This is a genomic window from Stieleria mannarensis (assembly GCF_014154935.1).
In the GTDB taxonomy this organism is placed as follows: domain Bacteria; phylum Planctomycetota; class Planctomycetia; order Pirellulales; family Pirellulaceae; genus Stieleria; species Stieleria mannarensis.
Genome location: NZ_JACEHH010000016.1, coordinates 108,812 through 133,303, shown reverse-complemented (window position 1 = coordinate 133,303; position 24,492 = coordinate 108,812). Strand labels below are relative to the sequence as shown.

Genomic DNA, 24,492 nt, shown 5'->3' with positions numbered 1-24,492 from the left:
ACCATCCGTTGGGACCATTCATTAAAAAAGGTTTGACATATGAAAGTAGCAAAATTCCTTGATGCGTCCGACAGGATCCGCGTCGGAGTGGTCCGCGAAAACGAATTATTTCCGTTGGTGATGACCGATGAATTGGCCACCCTGGCGGATCTGATCGCCCACGCCACGCCGATCGCCGCGGCCGAGTCGCTGCAAACCGAACCGGCGATCACGATCGACGATTCGATCCGCTGGTTGCCGCCGATCGACGATCAAGAGGTTTGGGCGGCGGGCGTCACCTACAAACGATCTCAGACCGCGCGGATGGAGGAGTCCGAAGCCGCCGCATCGTGCTATGACCGAGTCTACAACGCCGATCGCCCCGAATTGTTTTTCAAGGCGACACCGCATCGCGTCGCCGGTCATGGGCAACCGCTGCGGATTCGAACCGATGCCACCTGGAACGTCCCCGAGCCGGAAATCACGCTGGTGCTCAGTCCCCAAATGCGGATCGTCGGTTTGACCGTCGGCAACGACATGAGCTCGCGCGACATCGAAGGCGAAAATCCGCTCTATCTGCCGCAGGCGAAGTGCTACGACCAGTGTGCAGGGTTGGGGCCGTGGGTCAGCATATTTGAGACCTTGCCGGCTGCCGATTCGATCGGGGTGGATTTGAAAATTGTCCGCGACGGCCAGACGGTCTTTGATCAACAAACCGACGGCGGCCAGATGGCACGGAGCTTTGAAAACCTGGTCGGCTGGTTGGCCCGGGACAATTCGTTTCCCGCCGGTGCGTTTTTGATGACCGGAACCGGCATCGTTCCGACCAGTGATTTCACCTTGCTTCCCGGCGACGTCGTCAACATCACCATCGACGGCGTCGGGACGCTCCGCAATCCGATCATCCAAGGGTAAACAATCGGTTCCCGGGTAGTGGACGAGGCGACGAGTCCATTCGGATTCCCAGCTGTGAGGACTCCTCGCGTCGTCCACTACGGCTGACCCTGCGGGTCATTCACTCCTTCAACTCTCAACATCACCCCAGCTAACAACAACATCATCATGGTCGCAAAAGTTTTGATCGCCGGATCGTGGCGCGACGCCGATTCGGTCGGCACGTTCCAAGCCACCAACCCGAACACCAACGAAAAATTACCGGCCGAGTTTCCGGTCAGCTCCTGGGCGGACTGCGATGCCGCACTTGAAGCCGCCGCCGGGGCGGCGCGCGAGATGCGGAAGCTTCCCGCGTCGGACATTGCGGCGTTTTTGGACTTGTACGCCGACAAGATCGACGCGGCCAAAGACGCGTTGGTCGAAGCGGCTCACGCGGAAACCGGGCTGGCCAAATCGCCGCGTCTGGCCGACGGAGAGTTGCCGCGGACCAGCGGCCAGCTTCGCGCCGCGGCCGAATCCTGCCGCAGCGGTGATTGGGCACTCGCCACGATCGACACCGCCGCCGGAATCCGTTCTTGCTACGAACCGCTCGGCCCGGTTTGCGTGTTCGGACCCAACAACTTTCCCTTCGCCTTCGGATCGGTCTCCGGCGGCGATTTTGCCGCGGCGATCGCCGCCGGCAACCCGGTGATCGGTAAAGCCAACAGCTCTCATCCCGAAACGACGCGGTTGTTTGCCGAACTGGCTTTGGATGCCGCCAACGAGTCCGGCATGCCCGGCGCGATCGTGCAATTGATTTACCGAACCGGACATTCCGACGGCGAACGTTTGGTCGCCGATCCCCGCGTCGGCGCGACCGGGTACACCGGCAGCCGATCGGCGGGATTGAAACTCAAGGCCGCCGCGGACGCCGCCGGCAAACCGATCTATCTGGAGCTTTCCAGCGTCAACCCGGTCGTGCTGTTGCCCGGCGCCCTGGCCGCGCGTGGTGATGAGATCGTCGACGAGTTCTGTGGCAGTGCGTTGATGGGCAGCGGCCAGTTCTGCACCAACCCCGGCGTCGTCGTGGCGGTCGCCGGCGACGACACCGACAACTTCATCGCCGCTGTCAAGGAACGCTTTGGCGGTTCTCCCGCCGGGACCCTGCTGTCGCCCGCCGTTGCCGGAAGCTTGAAAGAGAGCATCGAGACACTGTGTGGTTTCGGGGCCGAATTGCTGGTCGGCGGCGGTGACGTCGAAGCGGGCCGCTGTGCGCTGGCCAACACGTTGATGACGGCAACCGGAAAGCAATTTCTGGCCGACCCCGAAGGCTTCCAGACCGAAGCGTTCGGTAACGCGTCGCTGGTGGTCGTCGTCGACGATTTGGACCAGTTGTGTAAGGTGATCGCCAGCCTGGAAGGCAACTTGACCGGTTGCATCTACAGCGATCCGGCCGGCAGCGACGATGCGGCGTACCAGCAAGTGGCGTTCGAGTTGACGCCGAAGGTGGGGCGGGTCTTGAATGACAAGATGCCAACGGGAGTTGCGGTTTCGGCGGCGATGAACCATGGCGGACCGTACCCGGCGACCGGACACCCCGGATTCACCGCCGTCGGTGTTCCCGGGGCGCTGCTGCGGTTTGCGAAACTGACCAGTTATGACAACGTCCGCGCCCAGCGTTTGCCCGCCTTGTTGGCTGACAAGAACCCGACCGGTCAAACCCCGCGGCGGATCGACGGGGCTTGGACGACCGCGGACGTGCAGTAGCGGAAGTCGCCAAGACTTTCGACTCCGCACGCTACCGCTACCGAGCGAAACTCTCAACGGCCTGTTGATTGATTCGAAATGAACAAGCTAACGATCAGCCGATGGGCGCTAGTGCCGGTTTCGTGGCGGCGAGAACCGCCTCTAGCGCCGCGCGGCTGATTAAATCAACAGGCCGTTGACGAGTTCCGCTACTGTAGTGCGTCGCCGCGCTCAAATGAACGCTTCAGGCCGGATCTACTTCGTCGGCCAAAGCGGGCGGCGCTGGTTCTCCGGCAACAGGGCGCGGTTGACACGCTCGGGATCTTCTTGACTCCAGGTTTCCCGCATCGATTTGGCGCGGACTTGGCGGGTGATCGATTTGTCTTGCCAGCGGACCAGGTAGGTCGCCGATTGATCGACCTGGCGCGGCAATTGCGACGGGTGTTTGACCAGCCGCCACGCTCGGACTTCGAACTGGCGGTTCTTTCGCGACCAATCAAAAAAGACGACCTGGCGGAAAACTTCTCGGCCATGGTCGTCTAGAAAGTGGTTCAGTTCGACGAGATCTACTTCGGCTTCGGTCGTATTGGAATCAAGCCGGGTCGGCGGCAGGATTCCCGTCGCCGAGAACGAGGCCGCTGACAGCGAGGCTGCCGACAAAGCGGCGATGTAGATCATCAATTGCATCGGTCTGTTCTACCGGTAAAAGCTGCCCTCGGTTCCCGTGCTGGGATAGCCGCTGGTCGTCGGGTAAGAGCCGGATCCGGCGGTGCTGCCGGGAGAGTATCCGCTGCTCGAGTTCGTCGTGGGTGTCTCACCGGAGCGCGGCGTCAACGACGCGCTGGCGGTGGAGAAAGAAGGTGTCGAACCGCCCGTGGAAACGGTCGCCGCAGAGGTCGCTGCCGGGGTGTCGCCGGGCAGTTTGAACCCGGGCGATGCGGCGGGGCCGGCGATCGACGAGGCGGCCGGGCTGGTGGCCGGCGCCGTCTTGGGCGTGAAGGGCTGGGAGCTGGTCGGTGCAGAGCTGGTCGAGTTGTTGCCGGCTGCCGTTCGGGCCGTCTTCAACATCGAATCGGGCAACGCAAATCCACTCGTTGCATTCCCGCCTGCAGTCGGCGTTGACTCGGGAGCCCCGGTCGACGGCAGGCCAAAACCGCCGGTGGCGGTGGCGACGGCTGTCTGGGTTCCGGTCGGGGCTGCGCCGGACGGCAGGGTGTAGCCGGAGGATGATCCGAGTCCCGCGGTCGCCGTGCTCGGTGTCGATGATCCGGCGGCGGTCGCTGCACTGGTCGGCATACTGGTGGTCGCTCCGGGGGACGGGTAGGACGACGGCATCGCATAGCGGCTGGCGAGATTGTTTTGCGACGACGCAGCAGACGTTTGCCCGGACGGCTTGTTGATGCCGAACTGGTAGCCGGCCGGGATGGAGGGCACGGAAGTGTTGTTGGCGGCAACAGTTTTGCCCGGAGTGGTTGAGTTCGCGGTCGCACCGGCCGGTCCGGAGTAACCCGGCAGCTTGCCGGCGGCGAGTCCCGTGGGCGATGAATTCGCCGCGACGTTGAACCCGTTGGCTTGGGCGGCAGCGAGATTGGTCGACGGGGTGGATCGATTGGCCGCGGCGACGGTTGCATCGAACCCGGTCACCGGTGCGTTGGGCGATTGCCGCGCCGCGACGATGGCATCCGGCGTTGACGATCCGCTGGTTCCGGCCGCTGCCGATGCGATCGCCTCGGGTGTGGCCGATTCACCGGGAGGGGCGGGGTAAGTGATCGTGGGGCCGTTGCCGGCGAGGGTTTCGGCCGATGGGGCGCTGCGCCAACTGAACATGTTCCACTTGGGCATCGCGCTGCGGCAGCCCGTGAACGTGATCATCACCCCGGCGCAACCGGCGATCAACAACTGTCGTTTTAATTCGGTTCGTTTCTGCATCCTTGCAGCCTTACTCTCGGGCGTGTTGGTTAGCGCATGTCGACATTCCTTCATCGACAATCGGTTTTCCCTCTCGCAATCAACACCCTAAAATGGGTGGAGAAACGAGGTCAAGAGCAGTTCCCGCCCCATCGACCAGTTCCGATCCGGTAAAACACGCTGCTCGTCCTGTTACCGATTTTCTTCCTTCCCAGCGATTCACGCGTCCGCGCGATTCCCCCTTCTCCGCACGAGGTCAGCATGAGCACCACCCTTTCTCCCGCACCGAAATCGGCTGCCGAAGTCGACGTGAAACACACCGAGTGCTTTATTGATGGCAAATGGGTTCCCGCGGTCAGTGGAAAAACCTTCGCCACGCTAAACCCCGCGACCGAACAGGAAATCGCCCAAGTCGCCGAGGGTGACGCGGCCGATGTCGACGCCGCAGCCAAGGCCGCGCGACGGGCGTTCGAGTCAGGCGATTGGCCCAAGATGGATGCCCGTGACCGAGGCCGGTTGTTGTACAAGCTGGCCGACCGGATGGAGCAAGAGATTCATTCATTGGCGGCGCTGGAAACACTCGACAACGGCAAACCGTTGGGCGACAGTCTGGCTGCCGACTTGCCGCTGGCCATCGATGCGATCCGCTACTACGCCGGCTATGCCGACAAACTGCACGGCAGCACGATCCCGATTCGCGGCAACTATCTGTGTTACACACGGCGCGAACCGATCGGCGTGGCCGGTCAAATCATCCCGTGGAATTTTCCGCTGTTGATGCTGGCCTGGAAATGGGGACCCGCGCTGGCCGCCGGATGCACGGTGGTGATGAAGCCGGCCGAACAGACGCCGCTGACCTGTTTGCGGATGGCCCAGTTGGCCAAAGAAGTGGGCTTTCCCGATGGCGTGATCAACATCGTCCCGGGTTTCGGTCCGACCGCCGGAGCGGCTTGTGTGAAGCACCCGTTGATCGACAAGATTGCGTTCACCGGTGAACACCGCACCGCACAGATCATCACCCGCGATTCGGCCGACACGTTGAAACGGTTGACGTTTGAACTGGGCGGCAAAAGCCCCAACGTGGTCTTTGCCGATGCCGACATGGACGCCGCCGTCGAAGGCGCCTACATCGGACTGTTCCTCAATCAGGGCCAGTGTTGTTGTGCGGGCAGTCGCGTGTTTGTCGAGCAGTCGTGTCACGACGAGTTCGTCGAAAAATTGACGGCGCTGACGATGAAACGCAAGGTCGGCGACCCCTTCGCCGAGGACACCCAGCAAGGGCCGCAGGTCGACAAGGCTCAGTTCGACAAGATCATGTCGTACATCGACAAAGGCAAACGCGAAGGCGCCCAGTGCGTCGCCGGCGGCGAGCGGGTCGGCGACACCGGTTACTTCATCCAGCCGACGATCTTTGACAAGGTCGAGGATCAGATGTCGATCGCCACCGACGAGATCTTCGGGCCGGTGATGAGCGTGTTAACATTCGAGGACAAAGACGACATGATCCGCCGGGCCAACAACACCTTCTATGGCCTGGCCGCCGCCGTCTGGACCCGCGACATCGCAAACGCCCACGACTTCGCCGCCCGGGTGCGCGCCGGAACGATTTGGGTCAACTGCTATGACGTGTTCGATGCCGCAGCCCCCTTCGGTGGATTCAAGATGAGCGGTTACGGCCGCGAGTTGGGAGAGGAGGGGTTGAAACCGTACACCGAGTCCAAGACGGTGACAGTGAAGTTGTAGGTTTCAGGGGGACAGGCGTTTACACCTGTCATCAGTGACAGGTTTCGGGGCGTGAAACACCCCCTCGGCGGCGGAGTTTGACGGTTAGGTGAGTCGCGGCCGGGGTTGAAAGGTCAGAAATCAGGGTTTGTCAAGCCAGAATTCCTTGACCGTGACTTATTTTGTTCTAGAGTTGACTGTCAGGAGTGGCCGTCCCTACCTCCCAATAGTGACGCCGCATTGAACCGGCCTACAGCGATCTTGCCGAATGACCTCCCGTCGGACGCTGGTTCGCCCCGTAGGCATCAACCCGATTCATCAGGCCGGTCAACGAAAGGACTGAAACAATGTTGGTTTTATCAAGAAAAAAGAACGAGAGTATTGTCATCAACAACGACATCAAGATCGTTGTTGTCGAGATCCGTGGCGACAAGGTTCGACTCGGCGTGGAGGCTCCGCGCGAAGTTCCGGTGCACCGCCGCGAAGTCTACGAGGCAATCCAAAAAAGCCTGGAGTCGGGTGACGCGGCCGTCGATGCATAGTGTCTAGCACGGAGAGCGAGGCCGGAGAACTTTTCCGGCCAAAATCTTGGGCCGATACGAACCAAAGCTCTGGTTTGGCCCTCCCCCCATCCCCGTTACGGTGTGCTCAATGCAGGTTGCTTCCCCGCTGAAGCAAAAAATGCGCCGTTTTTCGCGGTGAGCACCACGAACCCTTGACGGTTCCTTGGGGTCTTCGCTAAAACTCCGACCAGTGATTGATCACCCCGCTGATCAATCGCCATGGCCCCTTCGTCTAGCGGTCTAGGACACCGCCCTTTCACGGCGGCGACACGGGTTCGAGTCCCGTAGGGGTCACCTTGCCGATTGCTCGGCAACCGACCAAAACCCGCAAGTCTTCGTGACTTGCGGGTTTTTTTGTGCCCGCCCACAGGTCCATTGATCATTCGGCCGTTGATGATTCGACGGGCTGCTTTGTTTTGACACGGTCGGGGATGTCCGCGATCCTTGTTGAACGTTGCCGTGTCCCCAGGGGCCTGTCCGTGTCCCCAGGGGTCTGTCCCCGTCGGTTCCACCGGCTTAGTCTCCCACCGCCCAGGAATGTGAGTGCTCGATGAGCGATCTGTATGTCAACGCACGACTGACGATTCCGGCCTCGGAAATCGAGGTCACCGCGACGCGCAGCAGCGGGCCGGGTGGTCAGAACGTCAACAAGGTCAATTCCAAGATCACGCTCCGCTGGTCGCCCGGCAAATGCACCGCGATCGATCCGGGCTGGCGCAGCCGATTCATTGCGCGGTATGCCAACCGCATCACCAAAGACGGCGAACTGGTGCTGCACAGCGAGCGCTACCGCGATCAGCCGCGCAACCTGGCCGACGCGCGATTCCGCCTGGTGGAAATGTTGCTGGAGTGCCGAGAGCCGGCCAAGAAGCGAAAGAAGACCCGCCCGACCCTGGGCAGCAAACGGCGGCGCAAAGAAGCCAAGACCCAGCTGAGCCAAAAGAAACAGAGCCGCCGTCAACGATTCGACCATTAGCGGGTGGACGCTGCATCGATTCCGCAACGCTCGCCCAAAGGGCATGCACATCCATAGCCTGGGGTCAGGGAACGAGCGCAGCGGAGTGACCGCAACCCCAGGAAAGAAAGCCTTCTCCCCTTCTCTTCTCCCCCTTTCGGTCGGCCGGCGGCAAAGCCGCCGGCCGACCGAAAGGGGGAGAGGTTTCTTGGTGTGCGTGGACCTGGGGTTACGCCCGGATTCGCTGGGGCTCATCCGGTCTCCCCCCAGGCTAAGATGTCCATCGCCGTTGGCGAACCGAGCGGAGTGGTCTTTGATGACACACGCAACAAAAGCAACTGAATTCACCAGGAATGCAATTGACGTCCTCTGGATCGTCTAGGGCTCAGCGCCTGCGGGCAGTAGCAATCGGAAGCAACACCCCGTGCCGCTGGGAGGGTCGAGGATTTCGATCGACCCGCCGTGCTCCTTCAAAATTTTCGCGCTGACGGGCAGCCCGAGCCCGGTGCCGCGGGCACCCTTTTTCGATTCGAACAGTGAGAAGATCTTCTGGCGGTCTTCGGCGGAGACGCCGGGGCCGTTGTCAATCACATCGACGAACCATCCTTGCGCGGGGTCAAATCCGGTTTCGACTTTGACGATCCCCTTGGCCAGTTCCTCCGCCGCCTCGGGATCCTCGTGCGCGCCATCGGCATGTTCGCCTTTGACGGCATCGATCGCGTTGGTGACCAAATTCAAAATGGCTTGATGCATGGCGTCGGGATCGAACCACGCCTGGGGCAGGGCGTCGTCGGTTTGGAGCGACAGTTCAACACCGGCTTCATCGGCGCGTGAGGTCATCAGTTCCACCACGTCGGCGGTCGTCTCGTTCAAGTCCGCGTCGACTTTCTGCGGCTGGCGTTCCTTGGAGAACGTCAGCATGTCCATCACCAGATTGGAGATCCGTTCTTGGTTTCGGTCGACCATTCCCCAGCCGCGCCGCACGGCATCGGTGTCATCGCGTTTCAGTCCGGCTTCGATCAGGTAGCTGCCGCCGCGGATGCCCTGCAGAATGTTTTTGACGTGGTGCGAAAGCGTCGCGATGGTTTGCCCCATTGCGGCCAGGCGTTCGCTTTGCAGCAGCGCCGAGTAATAGAACGTGTCCTCGATCGCCAGTGCCGCTTGGTGCCCGATCGCGGTGATCAGCCGTAAGTGTTCGTCGGTAAATCGATGCGTTTTTCCACGTCGGACGATTTGACCGGGCGAGGTGTAGGTGTCGATGTAGAGTGCGCCGACGATGTCATAGCGTCCTTGCAGCGGCACGCACAGCGCCTCGCGGACGCCGCCCTGGACGATCGATGCGGCGGCATCGAAGCGTGCGTCGTCGGTGGCATCGCTGGTCCGAACTCCTTCGGCGCGGTCCAGGACGTAATCCAGGATCGTGCTACTGATGCTGATCGGCGCCTCAACACGTGACTGGCCGTCGGTCGACTGGCGGTCGCATCGCGCGGCCGGACGCAATTGGTTCGTTTCGTTGTCGCGCAGCATGATGCAGCCGCGATCGGCATCGACCCAATCGAAGACCAGTCGCAAGATCCGGTCCAGCAATTCGTCCAGGTCATCGGTCCGCCCCACCGCCAAGGCCGTCAGGTACATCACTTCCAGCGAGCGGTCGCTATCGGTGATCGTGTTCATCACCGGATCGACGGAGTCGACCGAGGAGGATGGCGAGGATGAATCGGAGGACTTGGACAATTCGGTCTCGAACGGCGCCACCGCCTCGGCGACCTGGTCGGGCAATCGAACCGGATCGCGGCGAATGCCGCCGGTCCGCGAGGTCGGGCGGACCAGCGACGAGATGATTCGGCTGGCATCGGCACCGCTGCTTTGCCGCACGATATCGACGCCGTGGGCGGCTTCGATCGCCGTCGGCTGTCCGGTTCCGGTAAAGATCAACAGCGTGCCGCCGATCTCGATCCGATCCCCGCTGAGCAGCTTTTGGTGGCTGATTCGTTTGCCGTTGATCTGCGTCCCGTTGCTGCTGTTCAGGTCCACCAGGTGGCAGTCGCTGGATGCATCGATTCGGATTTCGGCGTGATTGCGGGACGCTTCGCTGTCGAGCAGCTGGACGTCGTTTTGCGTGTCACGTCCGATGCGCACGACGTCCCCGTCGAGCACGAAGTGCTTTCCCTGATCCCGTCCGCGAACAACGTAGAGCGATGCCATATTCCAAAGATAACGTGTTCAGGTGCCGGTATAACCCCGCGGCCGCCATTTCGCGGTCGCCATTTCGCGGTCGCCGATCCAGCTAGAGATGGTCGCCATCGATCCACACGATCGACCGAGTGGTTAAGATAATGTCGTCCTACTGGGCGATTATCCTGTTCGCAAAAAGTGAGATTTATGGTTCAACCGCCACCGATCGAATCCGGCGTCGCATCCGACGGAGAGAATGACGCTGCCAAAGCCGCCGAATTAGTCAAAGCCTGCCAGGCCGTTCGGCAGCAGGTCGCCCGCGTCGTCGTCGGCCAGGAGGACGTGATCGAACAGTTGCTGATCGCGATCCTTTCACGCGGTCATTGCCTGCTCGAAGGCGTGCCGGGGCTGGCAAAAACCCTGATGATTCGCACGCTCGCCGAATCGATGCACCTGAAATTTCACCGCATCCAGTTCACGCCCGACCTGATGCCCGGCGACATCACCGGAACGGACATCATTCAAGAAGACCCCGAAACCGGCCGGCGTGAGTTGTTGTTCGAGCGCGGCCCCGTTTTCACGCAAATGCTGCTGGCCGACGAGATCAACCGGACGCCGCCGAAAACCCAAGCGGCACTGCTGGAGGCGATGCAGGAACACGAAGTCACCGCCGGCGGGAAAACCTACAAATTGGACGAACCGTTCTTTGTCCTGGCGACTCAGAACCCGATCGAGCAGGAGGGGACGTATCCGTTGCCCGAAGCCCAACGCGACCGGTTCCTATTCCACGTGGTCGTCGACTACCCCAGTCGCGAAGAGGAATCCGAGATCGTCGATCGGACGACATCGACGTTCGACACGACGGTCCAGGCCGTGGTCACGGGAGAGCAGATCATTGCGTTCCAGAAGACGGTCCGCCGCGTCCCGCTGCCGCCGCATGTCAAGGAATGGGTGCTCGACGCCGTCCGCGCGGTGCGGCCGAGCGACCCGAACTGTGCCTCATGGGCCAAGGAGCTGATCGAATGGGGGCCCGGGCCGCGGGCGAGCCAGCAATTGGTGTTGGCATCCAAGGCCCGCGCGTTGATGCACGGCCGGCCGCACGTCACGATCGACGACGTTCAGAAACTGGCTTTCCCGGTGTTGCGGCACCGCATCGTGCCGACATTCACCGCCGAAGCCGACGGGATCACTGTCGACGATCTGATTCGTCGGCTGGTGAAAGATTTGGCGCCGAAGAAATCCGCGGCGCTGTAAACGGTGGGAAGAGAGTGCGGGGGACTTGCTCGATGAGTTGCTTGCCGCCACTTTCCCCTCGTTGCGTTTGCCCCATCTGCATCGAGTTGAGCGAGCGATTCATCGCTAAGCTGGTTAACCCCTCCCTCTGGGAGGGTCGCGGAGGAGTGAGCGCTCGGAGCGGGGAGGGTTTGCTGTGGCTCGGATCCGCTCAAGCACCACCAATCGACCCTCCCCTCGCTGCGCTCGACCCTCCCTTCCAGGGAGGGTGAAGTCCTAAAGCCGCAGGACCTCAGTAGGTCGATCCGCGGTTACGCTTCCAGCACTTCGGCTTCGCGGGCCTTGGCCATCTCGTTGATTTGGTCTTCAAACTTTTTGAGCATGTCTTGGACATCGCTCTTGAGCTTGTCGCGATCGTCTTCGGTCAGTTCCTTGTCCTTTTCCAGCTGATCGGCGGTCTTGTTGGCATCGCGGCGGATATTGCGGATCGAGATTTTGGCGTCTTCGGCCAACTCTTTGATCCGCGAAACCATTTTCTTTCGCACGTCGGTCGAAAGGGCGGGGATGTTCAATCGAATCACGCGTCCGTCGTTTTGCGGGTTCAGCCCCAGGTCGCTGCCCACGATCGCCTTTTCGATGTCTTTGATGGTGCCGGCGTCGTAGGGGCGGATCAAGATTTGCTGCGGCTCGGGTGTCCCGATCGAGGCGAGTTGCTTCAGCGGCGAGGTCGACCCGTAGGCTTCAACCTTAAGCGAATCGACCAGACCGGGGGTGGCGCGGCCGGTGCGGATCCCGGAAAGCTGTGTACCCAGTACGCTGATCGCCTTTTCCATACGTTCTTCGGCGTCCATCAAGGTTTCTTCGGCGGACATGTTGAGCATCCTTGGGTTAGAGTGTGGTCGGTAGGTTTAGAGTCTAGCTTTTTTCTCGTTCAGTGTGTGGATGGGAGTTACTTCTCCGATCCGATCCAGGTACCGACGGTTTCGCCGTTGATCGCCCGGATAATGCTTCCCGATTTTTTAAAGTTGAACACCAGGATCGGTTTGGCGTGTTCCTGGCACAGTGCGATCGCAGTGGCATCCATGACGCGAAGTTGCTTTTCGTTGACCTGTTGGTAGGTCAGCCGGTCGTACAGCACCGCGTGGGGGTTCTTTTCGGGATCATCGCTATAAACGCCATCGACACGGGTCGCTTTAAGGACCACATCGGCGTCGATCTCCAGCGCCCGCTGGGCCGCGGCGGTGTCGGTCGTCACGAACGGGTTGCCGATCCCGGCGGCCAGGATGATCACCCGGCCTTTGGTTAGATGTCGGATCGCACGCCGGCGGATGAAGGTTTCGGCGATCTTGTCCATCGGCACGGCGGACATCACCCGCGTCGACAGCCCCAGTGTTTCCAAGGCGTCTTGCATGGCAAGCGAGTTGATCACCGTGGCCAGCATCCCCATGTAGTGCGCCGTGGCTTCTTGGACGAGCGCGTTACTGCCGGAGAACTGGGCCCCACGCAAGATGTTTCCGCCGCCGATCACGATCGCGATTTGGCAACCGTTGCGGTGCGCCTGGCGGATCTGTTCGGCGATGTCGGACATCTCTTGGCTGCTGATGCCGCGGCCCCCGGAATCGGCCAGGCTCTCACCGCTCAACTTAAGGACGACACGCTGGTAACGAAGCTGGGGTGTGGCAGAGGCGTCAGACATGTTCGGTCCTTCCTGGCGTATGAGATCTCACTCGGGTCGCCAGATGATACGAAAAAACCTCGCCGTTCCCGAGGGGACACGACGAGGTTTCCGCAAATGTCGTTTTCGATGGGGATCGAATCAGGACGCCGAGCCGACGGCAACGCGTTTGAACGCGACGACTTCGGCTTCAGGGCTGAATTCCTTCACCGCCGCCTCGACGGTCTTGGTGTCATCCAGGGCGTAGAACTGGCTGAGCAAGCAACGTTCTTGGTCCAACAGGGTGTTGTCGGCGATGAACCGATCCAGTTTGCCGGGAATGATCTTGTCCCAGATCTTCTCCGGTTTGCCTTCGGCCTTCAGTTCCGCTTTGATGTCGTCTTCGACCTTTTGCATGACCTCCGGTGTCAGTTGCGAGCGGCTGGCGTACTGGGGCACGGTCTTGAGCGTTTTGCCCAATCGTTCGCGGTCTTCGTTTTCGACCTTGATCTGTCCCTGCAACGCTTCGGTTTCCTTGGCGACCAGTTCGGCGTCGAACTCATCGGGGGTCAGGATCGACGGCTTCATGGCGGCCACGTGCATCGCCACTTTGCGGAAGAACTCCCCGGCGTCGTCCTTGCCGCCGTCCTTGTAGGACAACAGCACGCCGATCTTGCTGCCGGCGTGGATGTAGGACGCCAGGTTGTCGCCTTGGATCGTTTGGAAATCCGCGATTTCGATCTTTTCGCCGATGGTTCCGGTTCGCTCGATCAGTTTCTCCGCGACCGTTTCGCCGTCCAATTCCAGCTTGGTGACTTCGTCCTTGGTTGCGACACCGCTGTCCAAAGCCAGCTTGGCCAGCTTTTCGGCAAACGCGATGAACTCCTCGTTCTTGGCCACGAAATCGGTTTCGCAGCTGAGCGCCAGCAGAACGCCTTTGCCGCCATCGGTGACCGAGACCACGACGCCTTCGTTGGCTTCACGATCGGCACGCTTGGCGGCGACCTTTTGGCCTTTCTTGCGCAGGTAATCCAAGGCGCCGTCGATGTCGCCGCCGGATTCCATCAACGCCTTCTTGCAGTCCATCATGCCGGCGCCGGTGGACTTGCGCAGCTCGCTTACATCTTTGGCTGAAATCGCCATTTGTATCCTCCAGAAAAGTCGTTTTTCGACTAAGTGTTTTTGTATTGACGTGTGCTTAGGCTTCCGGACTCGCTTCGGCCGCCTGGGGTTCGGCCGCAGCCGCTTCGGCCGCTTGCTCTGCCGGTGCAGCAGCTTCGGCCGCCGGGGCGACCGGTGCAGCCGGGGCGCCGACGTCGGTTTGCCCCTTGCCGGCGTTCACCGCGTCGGCCAGTTGTTTCAAGATCAATTCGATGCTTCGGATCCCGTCGTCGTTGCCGGGGATCGGAAGGTCGATCAGAGACGGGTCGCTGTCGGTATCGATCAGCCCCACCGTGGTGATGCCCAACCGTTTCGCTTCGCGAACCGCATTGCGCTCCTTGCCCGGGTCGACGATAAACAAGCACTCCGGCAATCGGTTCATCGTCCGCAACCCGTTCAAGTTGCGGTACATCTTGCGGTGCTCGCGATTGAGCGCCGATTGCATCTTTTTGCTGTAACCGTTGATCGCGTCGCTGCCGCGAATCGTTTCCAGTTCTTCCAATCGGCCCAGTCGGCTGCGAATGGTGCGGAAATTGGTCAGCGTGCCTCCCAGCCATCGCTCGCTGACGAACGGCATGCCACAGCGGCTGGCCTGTTCCTCGATTGCTTCGCCGGCTTGACGCTTGGTCCCGACGAACAAGATCAGCGACCCGCCCGAGGCGACTTGGCCCAGGTATTTCTTGGCGCGGAGCATGCCGCGAAGGGTTTCGCGAATGTCCAGAATGTGAATCTGGTTCTTGCTGCCGAAGATGTATGGCTTCATCTTCGGGTTCCACAGACTCGTGCGGTGACCAAAGTGGACACCGGCTTCAATCATCTCTTGTACGATCGGATTAGACATCGAGACAGTTTCTCCAGGTGGAGCGTCAGCGGGGGCATCGCGAAACGGTCAAATGCCGTTCCCAGGGACTGATGTGCCGAAAAAGACCAACGCGATCTTCGTGCACACCCCCGACAAGCGGGGCCCTTCATCCCATTCACGCAGACAAAAAGGTAGACGGAGCAGAAAAACGACGTGTTTCCTGCCGGGGCGGAGAGGGTAGCGGAACGCTAGCCCCGCGGCAAGAGTGTCGGGGTGATCTGGGTCCTTGGTGAGGCTGGGGGTGGCCTGATGAAAAGTACGTGGCGTCGAAAACTGGTGAACCGGCAGCGATTGAAAATTGCAAAATGAACAATGCAAATTGCGAAATGATTTGAGCGACAATTCCCGGCAAATTTGAATTTTGCAATGAACAGTTTGCAATTTGCAATTGAGGGGTCCAGCAGAATCGTTGAACGTCCCCGATCCTACCCAATGTTCCAAGTTCCATTGATTTTCGCCAGCCCAGGCTGGGGGCTCGTTGTTGCTGGACGGTTGACTACAACTTCATGACGTGTCATCCGCTTGTTGAGCGGCCTTTGGGCCGGTTCTTGAGTTTCATCCCGCCAACGTTGACTGCATCATGACGACTGCCCCCTTTATCGAGCGTTGCCGTGAACTCGCCTCCCAGGCCGGGGGTGGCGAGGCGCCCGAGAGCGGTCCGGGGCCGGAGTTGACCGAATCAGAGTCGCTGATCGGATTCTTCCAGCTGTTTCGGCCCGACGGCAGTGACCTCTCCGGCCTTTTTGATCCCTTTCCCCAAGGCGACCAGCTGTCCGACCGGCTGCAACGCGTCTACGCCGCCGCCGGTGACGACCGACGCCCCCAAGGTGGCCGGGACGCGTTCTTTATCGTTCGCTCGCCGAGCCCGTTGCCGCCCGAATCCGCCGAGCATCACGGTGCGACCTGGATCGACGGCCTGCGGCAGCTCGCCGAAGCGGTCGGTGACGATCGCGTCGCCGAAAAACTCGCCTCGCCCCCCAAAATCCGAGTCCTGGAAGGCATCCCGCCGAAACACCCCAAACAACCGCACGAGCGAAGTGAGCTGCTGAACGTCTTCTTGGATCACGCCCCGGCGCTGACCGAAAAAGCCGCCGGCGTTGATCCGCACGCCGAATTGCTGCGCCCGGCGTACTACTTCATGGCCTGTGACGCCATGCTCCGCGATTACCTGATGTGGCCGTTCTATGCCGAGCCGACGGGGCTGGCCGATCCGTTTGGCAGCTATTTCACGCTCTGGACGCACGGGGTCAAGTTTCGGGTTTTCCAGGAAGACCAAGTCGACCTCTACCTGCCACGCCACCCGGCCTGAGGCCGGTTGAGCCGGAGTGGGGGCATGCGTCGTGTTTGACCGAAAATACGTAGCTACCTTCGCCAGAAGGTGGTTCCCTACCGTGTTCCACGCTCTGGCGAGCGTAGCTACGTCGCGGAGGCTTTGTTCAGCTGGAAGCGACGCCTCGCGACCGCTGAACAGTTCTGTCTTGATTCCAACGTCGGAAGTTGGCTATGTCCCAGGCTTACATCAAAGCTTTGCCGGCCGCCGGGTCGCCTGGAACCCCATCATTTGCGACGGAACAACGACATGGATGTCTTGTCATTCTCGAAACGATTCTGCGCCCACCGTACGTTTGCCGCGTCGTCCGTGTTGCATGCTCTGGCGGTTTGTCTGGTCGCCCAAGCAGCTCTGTCCCCGGTGTCGCGGGCGCAACAGCCCGACATTCCGGCGGCAGCCGAGGACGACCTTGCGCCGTATGTCGTCTTTGTCGCCGAGCCGTCGGCGTTCACCCGATGCGGTCCCGGCACCGACAACTACCGCACCGAGCCGCTTCGCCGTGGCCAAGAGCTCGAAGTTTATGTCGAAACCAGTGACGGCTGGCTGGGCGTGCGTCCGCCGGAGGGCAGCTTTTGTTGGATGCCGGCCGATGCGGTCGAGTTGTCCGCTGACCAGCAAATCGCCACCATTCGCGAAGACAAAACCGTCGCATGGATCGGAACCCGTTTGGGAAAGGCGCGTCGCTACCGCTGGCAGGTCCAATTGGATGCCGGGGAAGTCGTTTCGGTCTTGGGAGAAAACAAACGCGAAGGATCCGGCGGGACTAAAACCTGGCTCCGGATCGTTCCTCCGTCGGGAGAGTTTCGTTGGATCCACCGCGACGAGGTCGTCGAAAGCGCCGAGCAGTTGGCCGCCCGTGTGGCCAGCAGCGAAGGGGACCTGCAACCGCGCGGCGACGTGGCCCCCGTCGCCTTGACCGAAGCGACCCAAGAAAACTCTGGCGGACAGGCCGACGGACAGGCCGACCGGCAAGCTCGATCGGCTCCCAAGCTTGCCCGGCTGAATCCGGCCGACGCATCGCAAGCACCCGCACCACGCTCCAGCCGTCGCGGTGCCGCCACCGATTCGTTGCGTGAAACCGATGTGATTCCCGAATTGCGGCCGGCCCCGGAACGCACCGACGTCGCCGACAAGCGGGGTGAATCCAAAAAGCTCGCCGATCGCGCGATCCAGTTTCATCGGGGAGCCGAGGCCGAGGATTTTGAGGACCGTGGCGCCGTGATCGGCAGCGGGTTGAAAGCCGAATGGAAAGACAACGCCGCCGCCGAACCCGACGCGGCGGGGCTGTTGCCCGAAGCCGAATCCAATTCCATCTTGAGCGCCGACCGATTAGCCGACGTGCCAACCAACGGCGCCGCCGCGGCCGCTTCGGCGATCGCCGCCCCGCTGAAACGCATGACCGACGTCGTCGCCAATTTCATCAGCCCGCCGCGACTGGTCGAAATCGATCCCTCCGGCGCAGGCGTGTTCCGCACCACGTCGAGCGCTGATCGCCGCTGGACCGTCGGTTCGGGACGCACCTCCGACGGCGTCGCGGCCGCCGGATCGCTCGCCCCGCCGGCCTCACTGGCCACGCCCCAGCCGGGAAGCTTTGCCAATCTGCCCCAGGCCCAATACCCCGAACCCCCGTCGCCCCAGGTGCAGTCCCTGGCGTCGCCGTCATCCGGCGTGATGCAAACTGGCGGACTGCAGGCCACCACGCTGGGGGCAATTCCGCCCAAGCCGACGGCCCCGTCACGAATCGTGACCGTCCAACAGATCGCGCGGGTCGAAGACGCGGTCGCCGGTGCGGACGCCGATGCGATCGGCCAAATCCTTTCCAAGCTGATGGCCGAAGCCGCCTCGGCCGACGAACTCGATCCCCTGATCCGACGAACCGAATCGCTGTTGCGCTCTGGCGATGTCAACCAAGCCTCACGTACCCGTGAGTTGCTGGCGTTGGCACAGCGCTATCGCAATGTCGCCGCCCGCCGCGACGGCGTGACAACGATCCAATCCGCTTCGCTGGCGGTCAACACGCAACCACTGGTGAGTCCCCAGCCGCTTGCCGGCGCCGATCCGAACGCAACCACGGTTCAACAAGCCGGCTCGCAAACCGCCACCGACTCTCTCCAGCCCTGGGCCGCCGCACCGCAATCGGCATTGCCATCGGCCCCGGCGGATCCGGCCGTCGGTACCGCGACCGGTTATCTGGTCCAGGTCTATTCGTCGCGTGCCAACAGCCCGCCGTATGCGCTCACCGATGATGCGGGGCTGACGATCGCCTACGTCACGCCCTATCCGGGCGTCAACCTTCGCACCCACCTGAACAGCCGCGTCGCAGTCAGCGGCAACGAAAAGCTACTCGAAGGCATGAGCACGCCGCACATCCTGGTCGACCGGGCTATCCGCCGCTAACGGGCGGCAAGGGGCAATGGGCTTCGCCCGCGATAGCGACCGTGAAATAGGACCAATGGGACATCTCCGACGTATGGGGCCTCGCTGTCCTATTGGTCCTATCGATCGTGGGCTCGCTTGGTCGCGGGAACGGGGCCGATCGCTCAGGGACGCTCGACCAGCGGCAACAGATCCATCAAGCGGTCGATGATGTCGGCCGGATCGGCCTGGGCGAGTTGCTCGCGGGTTTGGGCTCCGGTGGTGATGCCGATGCACAAGGCGCAACCGGCGTCTTGGCCTTCGTGGATGTCGATCTGTGAATCGCCGACCTTCACGACGTTCCGGGCTGATCCGATGCCCAGGTCCCGCATCGCTTTGATGATCATGTCGCCGTGCGGGCGTCCGCGGTCGACGTCCGACGCGGTGACCAAGGCATCGACATCCGTGCCGACGTTCCAGCCGATTTTGTCGATCAATTTTAGCGCGGTGTCGCGGTCGTATCCGGTGTTCAGCACCACGCGGATCCCGCGTTTTCGCAATGCCCGGAACAATTCGCTCGCCCCCGGTTGCTCTTTGACATCCAGTTCTTCGTACGCGGTTTTCAGACGCGACTTAAAGTCGGCAAAGATCGTCGCGACTTCCTCTTCGTCGTGCGTTTGGCCGTCCAATGCCAGCACGTCGCGAATCGCTTGCGACTTCTCTTTGCCGGCACCTGCCGCTTGGACTTGATCTTGCGTGAACTCGTAGCCTGCGGCGTTGATGGCGGCGCGGACGGTTTTGTAGACGACGTTGTCTTCGTCGACCGTCGTGCCTGCCATGTCAAAGACGACCAATTCAATCACCGTAGATTTCCTTTAAATGTTGTTTGGCGAATCCCGCGCTGCCGGTCATCCCCTTGCCACCGATCGCGGTCGCAACGTGAATGTCATCGTCCAATGTGCGCTGGAAGATTCCCGAGGGATGTTTGGATTGACAATACATGCCGGCCCAGGCCCGCTCGATGGTCCAGTTGGCCAAGCCCATGATCTGTTGTGCTTGTGAAACAAAGAACCGGTTGATCGGCATCTGCAAGTCAAAACTCAACTCGTCGGCCCGTGATGCCGGGGCGTACTCGTGTGAATCGCCCAGGATGATGTGCCCGTCCACTTCTTGTTTGAACAAGATATGAACACCCCACTTTCTCCACAAGCTATCCGGGTCTTCGCGTTCTTTGATGCCGCGATACGAAGGGCATGCGGCAAAGCTTTCATAGCGGCGAATCGATTGTCCGGTCAGGACGTTGCCCGGCAGTGCCCCCGGTGACTGGGCGGCCAGCATGACCATTTGCAATTTGACCGTTTCGATTTCATCGCTTTGAAACAGCTCGGGGAACAGCAATCCGAACTCGACGCCCGAACAGACGATCGCTTTTTCGCATTGAAAGGTCCGTCCGTCGGTGCAGTGAGCCGTCACCCTGTCTGACGACGATCGATCAAGACGCCGGACGCAGGTCGACATCGCGAGCGTCAGTCCGAATTGTTCGCGCAGGTAGTCGTGCAATCGAAGCACCATCTTGCGCGGATCGACGGAAACTTCATCGGGAAAGAACAACCCGGCCCGGCAATATGCGTCGGCCAGCAGCGGGTAACGTGATTGGCATTGCTGGCGGGTCCACAATTGCGATTGATAGCCGTCACGGCGGTTGATCGCATGCAGTTCCTCGATCAGCGCGACTTCCTCCGCGTCCGACGCCAAATAGATGCTGCCTTCGTGTCGAACGGAGAGATCGAATTCTGCTTGGATCGATTTGTAGATATCCAAGCTGTCGCGTCCCAAGCGTTGCCAAGCCGTGTCCATGCCGGAGGGGACGACCTGTCCAAAGTTGCGGACCGTCGCTCCAACCGGCTGTGAGTTTTTGTCGACCAACAGCACGCGTTTTCCACGCCGCAGCGCTTCATAGGCGTGGAAGGTACCTAAAACACCTGCGCCGACCACCATCAGGTCGTACTTGTTATCGCTGTCCACACCAACACTCAGTCAGAGTTTGTCCCGTTCAATCTCGGATCACCGCGACCCGCCGACATCATCACGACTCGATCGCGGATTGTACAGAACGCGTCGCGCGGTCAATGGGGGTGTTTCCTCTTCGGCAAATCCTTGACGCACCAACCCTCGCGAACACCTTCCGGCCTGTCACTCCGCACGATAGGTGGTTCGCTTCACGCAACGCTCATCAAAAAACCAAGCAACGCAAACGCGACTGTGTGCGTTGCGAGAAGTCTCTTAACCAATTGCGCAATCCCGCAAACCGAGTGCGCAATCCGCTTTTTTTCGCGGCCGCGGGTCGCTTTACTTCCTGCCGCACCGCCCGGCAACAGATGCCCTACGGCGTCGCGGAAGCAAATGATTCCAAACCGCGTCGATTGTGACGCCAGGACCGCACCACGACCGGATCGAAGTTCCACCCACCGACATGAACAAGTTCCTCTTTCTATTCGCTTCGCTGACAGTTCTTTGCTCGATCGGATGTGGCGACCCCGAACTGCACCAGGTGACCGGGAAGGTGACGCTGGGAGGTGAGTCGCACGACAGGCTTCTCGTCTACATGCGTCCGCTTGATGAACCCGTCGACAAGTTCCGCATGGGGGTCGGTGAGACCGATGCCGACGGCGTGTTGACCTTGCGCAGCAGCGCGGGCGACGGACTGGCCGCCGGCAATTATCGCGTCTCGTTTTCCTGCATGGTTCAGAAGGGCGTCGGCAGCCATGAGACGCTCGATCCGAACGAAAAGCATGACGACAACCCCAAACTGATCACCGAAGAGATCGTGCCCGAACCCTACTCCAGCGACTCGGAAAGCCCGGTCGAATTTGCGGTCGGCGACGGCGACGCGAATGAATTTGTCTTCGACATTCCGGCCAAGTGAGCCCCCGCCGGAACCCTGAGTTTTCAACCATTTTATTGTCATCTTGACCCCAAGAATCATGAATACCCATCGAACGCAAGTCAGGTCCGCGTTCACGCTAGTTGAACTGCTTGTCGTGATCGCGATCATCGGCGTGTTGGTCGGTCTGTTGCTCCCGGCGGTCCAAGCCGCTCGCGAAGCCAGTCGCCGCATGACCTGTTCCAACAAGCTGAAACAGATCGGTTTGGCGACACACAACTTCGAGCTGGTTCACAAGGGGCTGCCGATGTTGGGCGAGGCCCAGGAGGGCGGCCATTGGAGTGCGTTCATCCTGCCGTACCTGGAACAGTCCGCGACGTTCGAGCGTCTGTCGTTCGGTTCGGTCAACTGGGCCGCATCGGTCGCGCGGGAAGACGCGACGTTGGATTCATCCAGCCCCGAACTGCGCCAGATCGCCGCCTGTCAAATCACCGTCGACGCCTACAAGTGTCCTTCGTCGGTGATGAATGGCCCGGTCTTTGACGCTTCCTGCTACTCGCCGCCGTGGTTCGTTTCGCAGCGAGAGCCGGCCAATTACCTGGGCGTTGTCACCGGCATTCAGCCCAATGACTGGAAGCCTGCGTTCGGCTGGGGACGTCCCAATCGAGCGACCTGGGGACCGGACCGAACGCCGACGAAGCATCACAGCGAACTGGACGGCATGATCATCACGCGGCCGCCGGAAAAGGCGCGGATCAGCCAAGGCGGCATGGACGGTGCCAAGTTTCGCGACGTGACCGACGGGTTGGCCAACACGCTGATGTTCGGCGAAGTCGAGCCGGACTTTGTCCACAGCATCGAATCGTCACGCCAGGAAAACCAGAACACCGGCCGCAAGGACCACTGGGCCATCGGCGGCGATGATTTCGACAACTGGGAAGGCACCGACTGGTCCGAGCAAGGCGGTTCGACCGCCGTCGCGATCAATTACAAGCGTCCCGACGATGTCCGATTCAGCGACGCGTCGCCCGAATGGGGCGCGTACGAAGTGAGCTTCGGCAGCAATCACCCCGGCGGTGCACAGTTCTGTGCCGGCGACGGATCGGTCCGCCTGATCTCTGACAGCATCGACGCAAAGCTGTTCAGCGCTTTGGGGACACGCAATGGGGCCGAGAACGATGCCCCGATGCCCGAATAGTTTCTCTGCCGTTGATTTGTTTCACCCATTCGATTGTCTCGAAGGTTTTCCGTTTTACTTACTTTGGAGTTTCAACTGATGAAAAGCTTCCTCCCGAGGCGAAGCATTCTCTCAGGCTTGCTCGCGCTCTTGTGTGCGTGTGGGCTACACGTGCCTGCCAACGGCCAGGTCGTGGAAGTCGCTTTCGATGATTTCGAAGGCTTGAACATGGTTCCGTTCACCCTGGACTACAGTTCGCCCTACTTTCTTGATGGCACCGACTGGACCAAGGACTTTCCCGCCGGTTGGGTCTTGGATAATTCGGGCAACGGATATGACAACTCGACGATGCCGGGCGAGTTTGACGGCTGGTCGCTGATGGATGTCGGTTCTTGGATCGGCCACGCAGGCGAACAAGCCGGGCGGGACCGTTGCTTTTTTGGAAACACCGGTCGCAACGTCGCCCTGGTGGCCGACCCCGATGAAGCGGACGACGGCGGCAATACCGACTTGGGAAGCCCCGACAACCCGCTTTACAATTCCTACCTCTCGCGGACCTATGACGTCAGCGGAAAACATTTGGCGTCGTTGATGGTCAGCTTTGACTATGACTTCGTTTGCGAAGACACTCAAACCGGTGTGGTCGATATCTCGTTCGACGGCGGCAGCACCTGGCAGAACTTGTTGACGATCGACTCGACGGTCGATAGCGGCGCGTTCAGTACCGTATTGGGCAACCAAGGAACCTTCATCGCCGGCGTCGACTTCACCGCCGACCTGACCGCGACCGAAGTCGTCTTGCGATTCGGTTGTATCCGAGCCAGCAATGACTGGTGGTTTTGTGTGGACAACATCGGCATCGCCGACCAAGACGGCGTGATCGTTTTCGAAGACTTCGAAGACCCCGCACTCGCCGCGGCGATGTTGCCCTTTGATGCAGTCAACGACGGTCCCACCGAACCGTCCGACCCGTCCGACGGAACCGACTACAGCGATCAGATTCCCAACTGGACGGTTTCCAACGACGGAACGCCCGACTTTCCGACCAAGAAGATGTACCGCACCAGCCACGAAGGTGCGTTCCAAGGCTGGAACGCTGTCGACTCGCTGTCCTGGTTCAACCAACAGGAAGACCAACAACGCGGCTTCTTTAACTTCCCCGCACGCAACACGATCTTGCTGTGTGATGGTGACGCTCACCAGGACGACTTGGTTGCGTTGGAGGAAGGTGAACCCGGGACGCCGGAAGGCGAGTCGCAGTTCAACTCGTTCATCGAGCGAACCTATGACATGAGCGGTTTTGACAACACGACGCTGCAAATCGAATTCATGTGGGAAACACGGTTGTATGCATCGCAGCGTGCGTTGGCTCAGGTTTCATTCGACTACGGACAAACCTGGACGACCATTCTGGATGTCGACTCTGACCGCTTGGATCTGAATGAGGGTGCCCCCGAAGATCCCAGCTACGAATTCACTTTGTTTCCGTATCTGTTCAACGACAACAACAGTAACGGGTACGTCGACAGCGATGGTGAAGACGTGGTCAACACCTTCGCCGGTCCGGACCAATACCTGTTCGGTGACGCATCGAGCAGCTTGCCGGCGGCCAAAAGCAACGTGCTGACGCTTCGCTTCGGATGCATCGACACCGGAAACGACTGGTGGTTCGCCGTCGACGACGTTCGCATCAAAGCGGAAACCCAGGCCTATGTGATGGGGGATTCGACGGGCGACGGAAAAGTCGACTTCGCCGACATCGACGGGTTCTCCAACGCCCTGTTCGGCGCCGCCGGATACGACCCGCGTTTCGATTTCAAGGCCGACGGCGTCATCAACTTCGATGACATCGACGGCTTCGCAGCGGAACTCTTCAACTAGTTTTCCGCCGCTTGTTTCCCGGGTAGTGGACGAA

The 24,492-nt window shown here is 60.7% G+C and carries 20 protein-coding genes and 1 tRNA gene; 12 read left to right on the top strand and 9 right to left on the bottom strand.

What is annotated here, in order from left to right:
* The first annotated feature begins 39 nt into the window (after nt 1–39).
* Together H1B37_RS13050 and H1B37_RS13045 are read left to right on the top strand one after the other, a co-directional pair.
* Nucleotides 40–894, top strand: coding sequence for a fumarylacetoacetate hydrolase family protein (locus tag H1B37_RS13050; RefSeq protein ID WP_182867093.1), 855 nt, complete (start codon nt 40–42; stop codon nt 892–894).
* 147 nt (nt 895–1,041) lie between these two features.
* Nucleotides 1,042–2,619 (top strand): aldehyde dehydrogenase (NADP(+)), encoded by a 1,578-nt coding sequence (locus tag H1B37_RS13045; protein WP_182867092.1) that lies wholly within the window; start codon nt 1,042–1,044, stop codon nt 2,617–2,619.
* Between the two features lie 234 nt (nt 2,620–2,853).
* Here H1B37_RS13045 and H1B37_RS13040 read toward each other — a convergent pair whose 3' ends face one another.
* Both H1B37_RS13040 and H1B37_RS13035 read right to left on the bottom strand, forming a co-directional pair.
* A complete protein-coding gene (locus H1B37_RS13040) occupies nt 2,854–3,285 on the bottom strand; it encodes a hypothetical protein (RefSeq protein ID WP_182867091.1) in 432 nt (143 codons plus the stop codon).
* 9 nt (nt 3,286–3,294) lie between these two features.
* Entirely contained in the window at nt 3,295–4,527 is a 1,233-nt protein-coding gene (locus tag H1B37_RS13035) for a hypothetical protein (RefSeq protein ID WP_182867090.1), read from the bottom strand.
* 240 nt (nt 4,528–4,767) lie between these two features.
* Here H1B37_RS13035 and H1B37_RS13030 point away from each other — a divergent pair, with 240 nt between their 5' ends.
* The 4 genes from H1B37_RS13030 (at nt 4,768) to arfB (ending at nt 7,767) form a co-directional block, all read left to right on the top strand.
* Nucleotides 4,768–6,249 (top strand): aldehyde dehydrogenase family protein, encoded by a 1,482-nt coding sequence (locus H1B37_RS13030; protein WP_182867089.1) that lies wholly within the window; start codon nt 4,768–4,770, stop codon nt 6,247–6,249.
* A 326-nt stretch (nt 6,250–6,575) separates the two neighbouring features.
* Nucleotides 6,576–6,770, top strand: coding sequence for a carbon storage regulator CsrA (gene csrA / locus H1B37_RS13025; RefSeq protein WP_095742250.1), 195 nt, complete (start codon nt 6,576–6,578; stop codon nt 6,768–6,770).
* A 242-nt stretch (nt 6,771–7,012) separates the two neighbouring features.
* A tRNA-Glu gene (locus H1B37_RS13020) sits at nt 7,013–7,085 on the top strand.
* Between the two features lie 256 nt (nt 7,086–7,341).
* A complete protein-coding gene (gene arfB / locus H1B37_RS13015) occupies nt 7,342–7,767 on the top strand; it encodes an alternative ribosome rescue aminoacyl-tRNA hydrolase ArfB (RefSeq protein WP_182867088.1) in 426 nt (141 codons plus the stop codon).
* 357 nt (nt 7,768–8,124) lie between these two features.
* Here the strand turns inward: arfB and H1B37_RS13010 are convergent, their stop codons facing one another.
* A complete protein-coding gene (locus H1B37_RS13010) occupies nt 8,125–9,951 on the bottom strand; it encodes an ATP-binding protein (protein WP_182867087.1) in 1,827 nt (608 codons plus the stop codon).
* A 177-nt stretch (nt 9,952–10,128) separates the two neighbouring features.
* Between H1B37_RS13010 and H1B37_RS13005 the strand changes: the two genes are divergently transcribed.
* A complete protein-coding gene (locus H1B37_RS13005; RefSeq protein WP_182867086.1) occupies nt 10,129–11,175 on the top strand; it encodes an AAA family ATPase in 1,047 nt (348 codons plus the stop codon).
* Between the two features lie 290 nt (nt 11,176–11,465).
* Here H1B37_RS13005 and frr read toward each other — a convergent pair whose 3' ends face one another.
* From frr to rpsB, 4 genes are all read right to left on the bottom strand, one after another.
* Nucleotides 11,466–12,026 (bottom strand): ribosome recycling factor, encoded by a 561-nt coding sequence (gene frr / locus H1B37_RS13000; RefSeq protein WP_182867085.1) that lies wholly within the window; start codon nt 12,024–12,026, stop codon nt 11,466–11,468.
* Between the two features lie 77 nt (nt 12,027–12,103).
* Complete coding sequence (pyrH, locus tag H1B37_RS12995; protein ID WP_182867084.1) at nt 12,104–12,850, bottom strand: UMP kinase; 747 nt, start codon at nt 12,848–12,850, stop codon at nt 12,104–12,106.
* A gap of 120 nt (nt 12,851–12,970) precedes the next feature.
* A complete protein-coding gene (gene tsf, locus H1B37_RS12990) occupies nt 12,971–13,951 on the bottom strand; it encodes a translation elongation factor Ts (protein WP_182867083.1) in 981 nt (326 codons plus the stop codon).
* 55 nt (nt 13,952–14,006) lie between these two features.
* Entirely contained in the window at nt 14,007–14,786 is a 780-nt protein-coding gene (gene rpsB, locus H1B37_RS12985) for a 30S ribosomal protein S2 (RefSeq protein ID WP_286177712.1), read from the bottom strand.
* A gap of 625 nt (nt 14,787–15,411) precedes the next feature.
* On the opposite strand from rpsB, the gene H1B37_RS12980 reads away from it, so the two are divergent.
* Together H1B37_RS12980 and H1B37_RS12975 are read left to right on the top strand one after the other, a co-directional pair.
* Nucleotides 15,412–16,140: an apolipoprotein acyltransferase gene (locus H1B37_RS12980; protein ID WP_286177700.1), complete on the top strand. Its 729-nt coding sequence runs from the start codon at nt 15,412–15,414 to the stop codon at nt 16,138–16,140.
* Nucleotides 16,141–16,410: 270 nt separating this feature from the next.
* Nucleotides 16,411–18,558, top strand: coding sequence for a hypothetical protein (locus H1B37_RS12975; protein WP_182867081.1), 2,148 nt, complete (start codon nt 16,411–16,413; stop codon nt 18,556–18,558).
* Between the two features lie 143 nt (nt 18,559–18,701).
* Here the strand turns inward: H1B37_RS12975 and H1B37_RS12970 are convergent, their stop codons facing one another.
* Nucleotides 18,702–19,379: a phosphonatase-like hydrolase gene (locus tag H1B37_RS12970; protein WP_182867080.1), complete on the bottom strand. Its 678-nt coding sequence runs from the start codon at nt 19,377–19,379 to the stop codon at nt 18,702–18,704.
* Nucleotides 19,372–20,541 carry a TIGR03364 family FAD-dependent oxidoreductase gene (locus tag H1B37_RS12965; protein WP_353620831.1) on the bottom strand — a complete coding sequence of 390 codons (1,170 nt, stop codon included), beginning with the start codon at nt 20,539–20,541 and terminating at the stop codon, nt 19,372–19,374. Before H1B37_RS12965 ends, H1B37_RS12970 begins: the two co-directional genes overlap by 8 nt.
* Nucleotides 20,542–20,989: 448 nt before the next feature.
* On the opposite strand from H1B37_RS12965, the gene H1B37_RS12960 reads away from it, so the two are divergent.
* The 3 genes from H1B37_RS12960 to H1B37_RS12950 all read left to right on the top strand — a co-directional run bounded on the left by H1B37_RS12960 (nt 20,990) and on the right by H1B37_RS12950 (nt 24,458).
* Nucleotides 20,990–21,442, top strand: a complete 453-nt coding sequence (locus H1B37_RS12960; protein ID WP_182867079.1) for a hypothetical protein — start codon at nt 20,990–20,992, stop codon at nt 21,440–21,442.
* Nucleotides 21,443–21,500: 58 nt separating this feature from the next.
* Complete coding sequence (locus H1B37_RS12955; protein ID WP_182867078.1) at nt 21,501–22,598, top strand: DUF1559 domain-containing protein; 1,098 nt, start codon at nt 21,501–21,503, stop codon at nt 22,596–22,598.
* A gap of 150 nt (nt 22,599–22,748) precedes the next feature.
* Complete coding sequence (locus H1B37_RS12950) at nt 22,749–24,458, top strand: hypothetical protein (RefSeq protein ID WP_182867077.1); 1,710 nt, start codon at nt 22,749–22,751, stop codon at nt 24,456–24,458.
* Nucleotides 24,459–24,492 lie beyond the last annotated feature (34 nt).

What these genes read in the sequence shown, in the direction of transcription:
- H1B37_RS13050 (WP_182867093.1), top strand. Translation starts at nt 40, where the DNA reads ATGAAAGTAGCAAAATTCCTTGATGCGTCCGACAGGATCCGCGTCGGA.
- H1B37_RS13045 (WP_182867092.1), top strand. Translation starts at nt 1,042, where the DNA reads ATGGTCGCAAAAGTTTTGATCGCCGGATCGTGGCGCGACGCCGATTCG.
- H1B37_RS13040 (WP_182867091.1), bottom strand. Translation starts at nt 3,285, where the DNA reads ATGCAATTGATGATCTACATCGCCGCTTTGTCGGCAGCCTCGCTGTCA.
- H1B37_RS13035 (WP_182867090.1), bottom strand. Translation starts at nt 4,527, where the DNA reads ATGCAGAAACGAACCGAATTAAAACGACAGTTGTTGATCGCCGGTTGC.
- H1B37_RS13030 (WP_182867089.1), top strand. Translation starts at nt 4,768, where the DNA reads ATGAGCACCACCCTTTCTCCCGCACCGAAATCGGCTGCCGAAGTCGAC.
- csrA (WP_095742250.1), top strand. Translation starts at nt 6,576, where the DNA reads ATGTTGGTTTTATCAAGAAAAAAGAACGAGAGTATTGTCATCAACAAC.
- arfB (WP_182867088.1), top strand. Translation starts at nt 7,342, where the DNA reads ATGAGCGATCTGTATGTCAACGCACGACTGACGATTCCGGCCTCGGAA.
- H1B37_RS13010 (WP_182867087.1), bottom strand. Translation starts at nt 9,951, where the DNA reads ATGGCATCGCTCTACGTTGTTCGCGGACGGGATCAGGGAAAGCACTTC.
- H1B37_RS13005 (WP_182867086.1), top strand. Translation starts at nt 10,129, where the DNA reads ATGGTTCAACCGCCACCGATCGAATCCGGCGTCGCATCCGACGGAGAG.
- frr (WP_182867085.1), bottom strand. Translation starts at nt 12,026, where the DNA reads ATGTCCGCCGAAGAAACCTTGATGGACGCCGAAGAACGTATGGAAAAG.
- pyrH (WP_182867084.1), bottom strand. Translation starts at nt 12,850, where the DNA reads ATGTCTGACGCCTCTGCCACACCCCAGCTTCGTTACCAGCGTGTCGTC.
- tsf (WP_182867083.1), bottom strand. Translation starts at nt 13,951, where the DNA reads ATGGCGATTTCAGCCAAAGATGTAAGCGAGCTGCGCAAGTCCACCGGC.
- rpsB (WP_286177712.1), bottom strand. Translation starts at nt 14,786, where the DNA reads ATGATTGAAGCCGGTGTCCACTTTGGTCACCGCACGAGTCTGTGGAAC.
- H1B37_RS12980 (WP_286177700.1), top strand. Translation starts at nt 15,412, where the DNA reads ATGACGACTGCCCCCTTTATCGAGCGTTGCCGTGAACTCGCCTCCCAG.
- H1B37_RS12975 (WP_182867081.1), top strand. Translation starts at nt 16,411, where the DNA reads ATGGATGTCTTGTCATTCTCGAAACGATTCTGCGCCCACCGTACGTTT.
- H1B37_RS12960 (WP_182867079.1), top strand. Translation starts at nt 20,990, where the DNA reads ATGAACAAGTTCCTCTTTCTATTCGCTTCGCTGACAGTTCTTTGCTCG.
- H1B37_RS12955 (WP_182867078.1), top strand. Translation starts at nt 21,501, where the DNA reads ATGAATACCCATCGAACGCAAGTCAGGTCCGCGTTCACGCTAGTTGAA.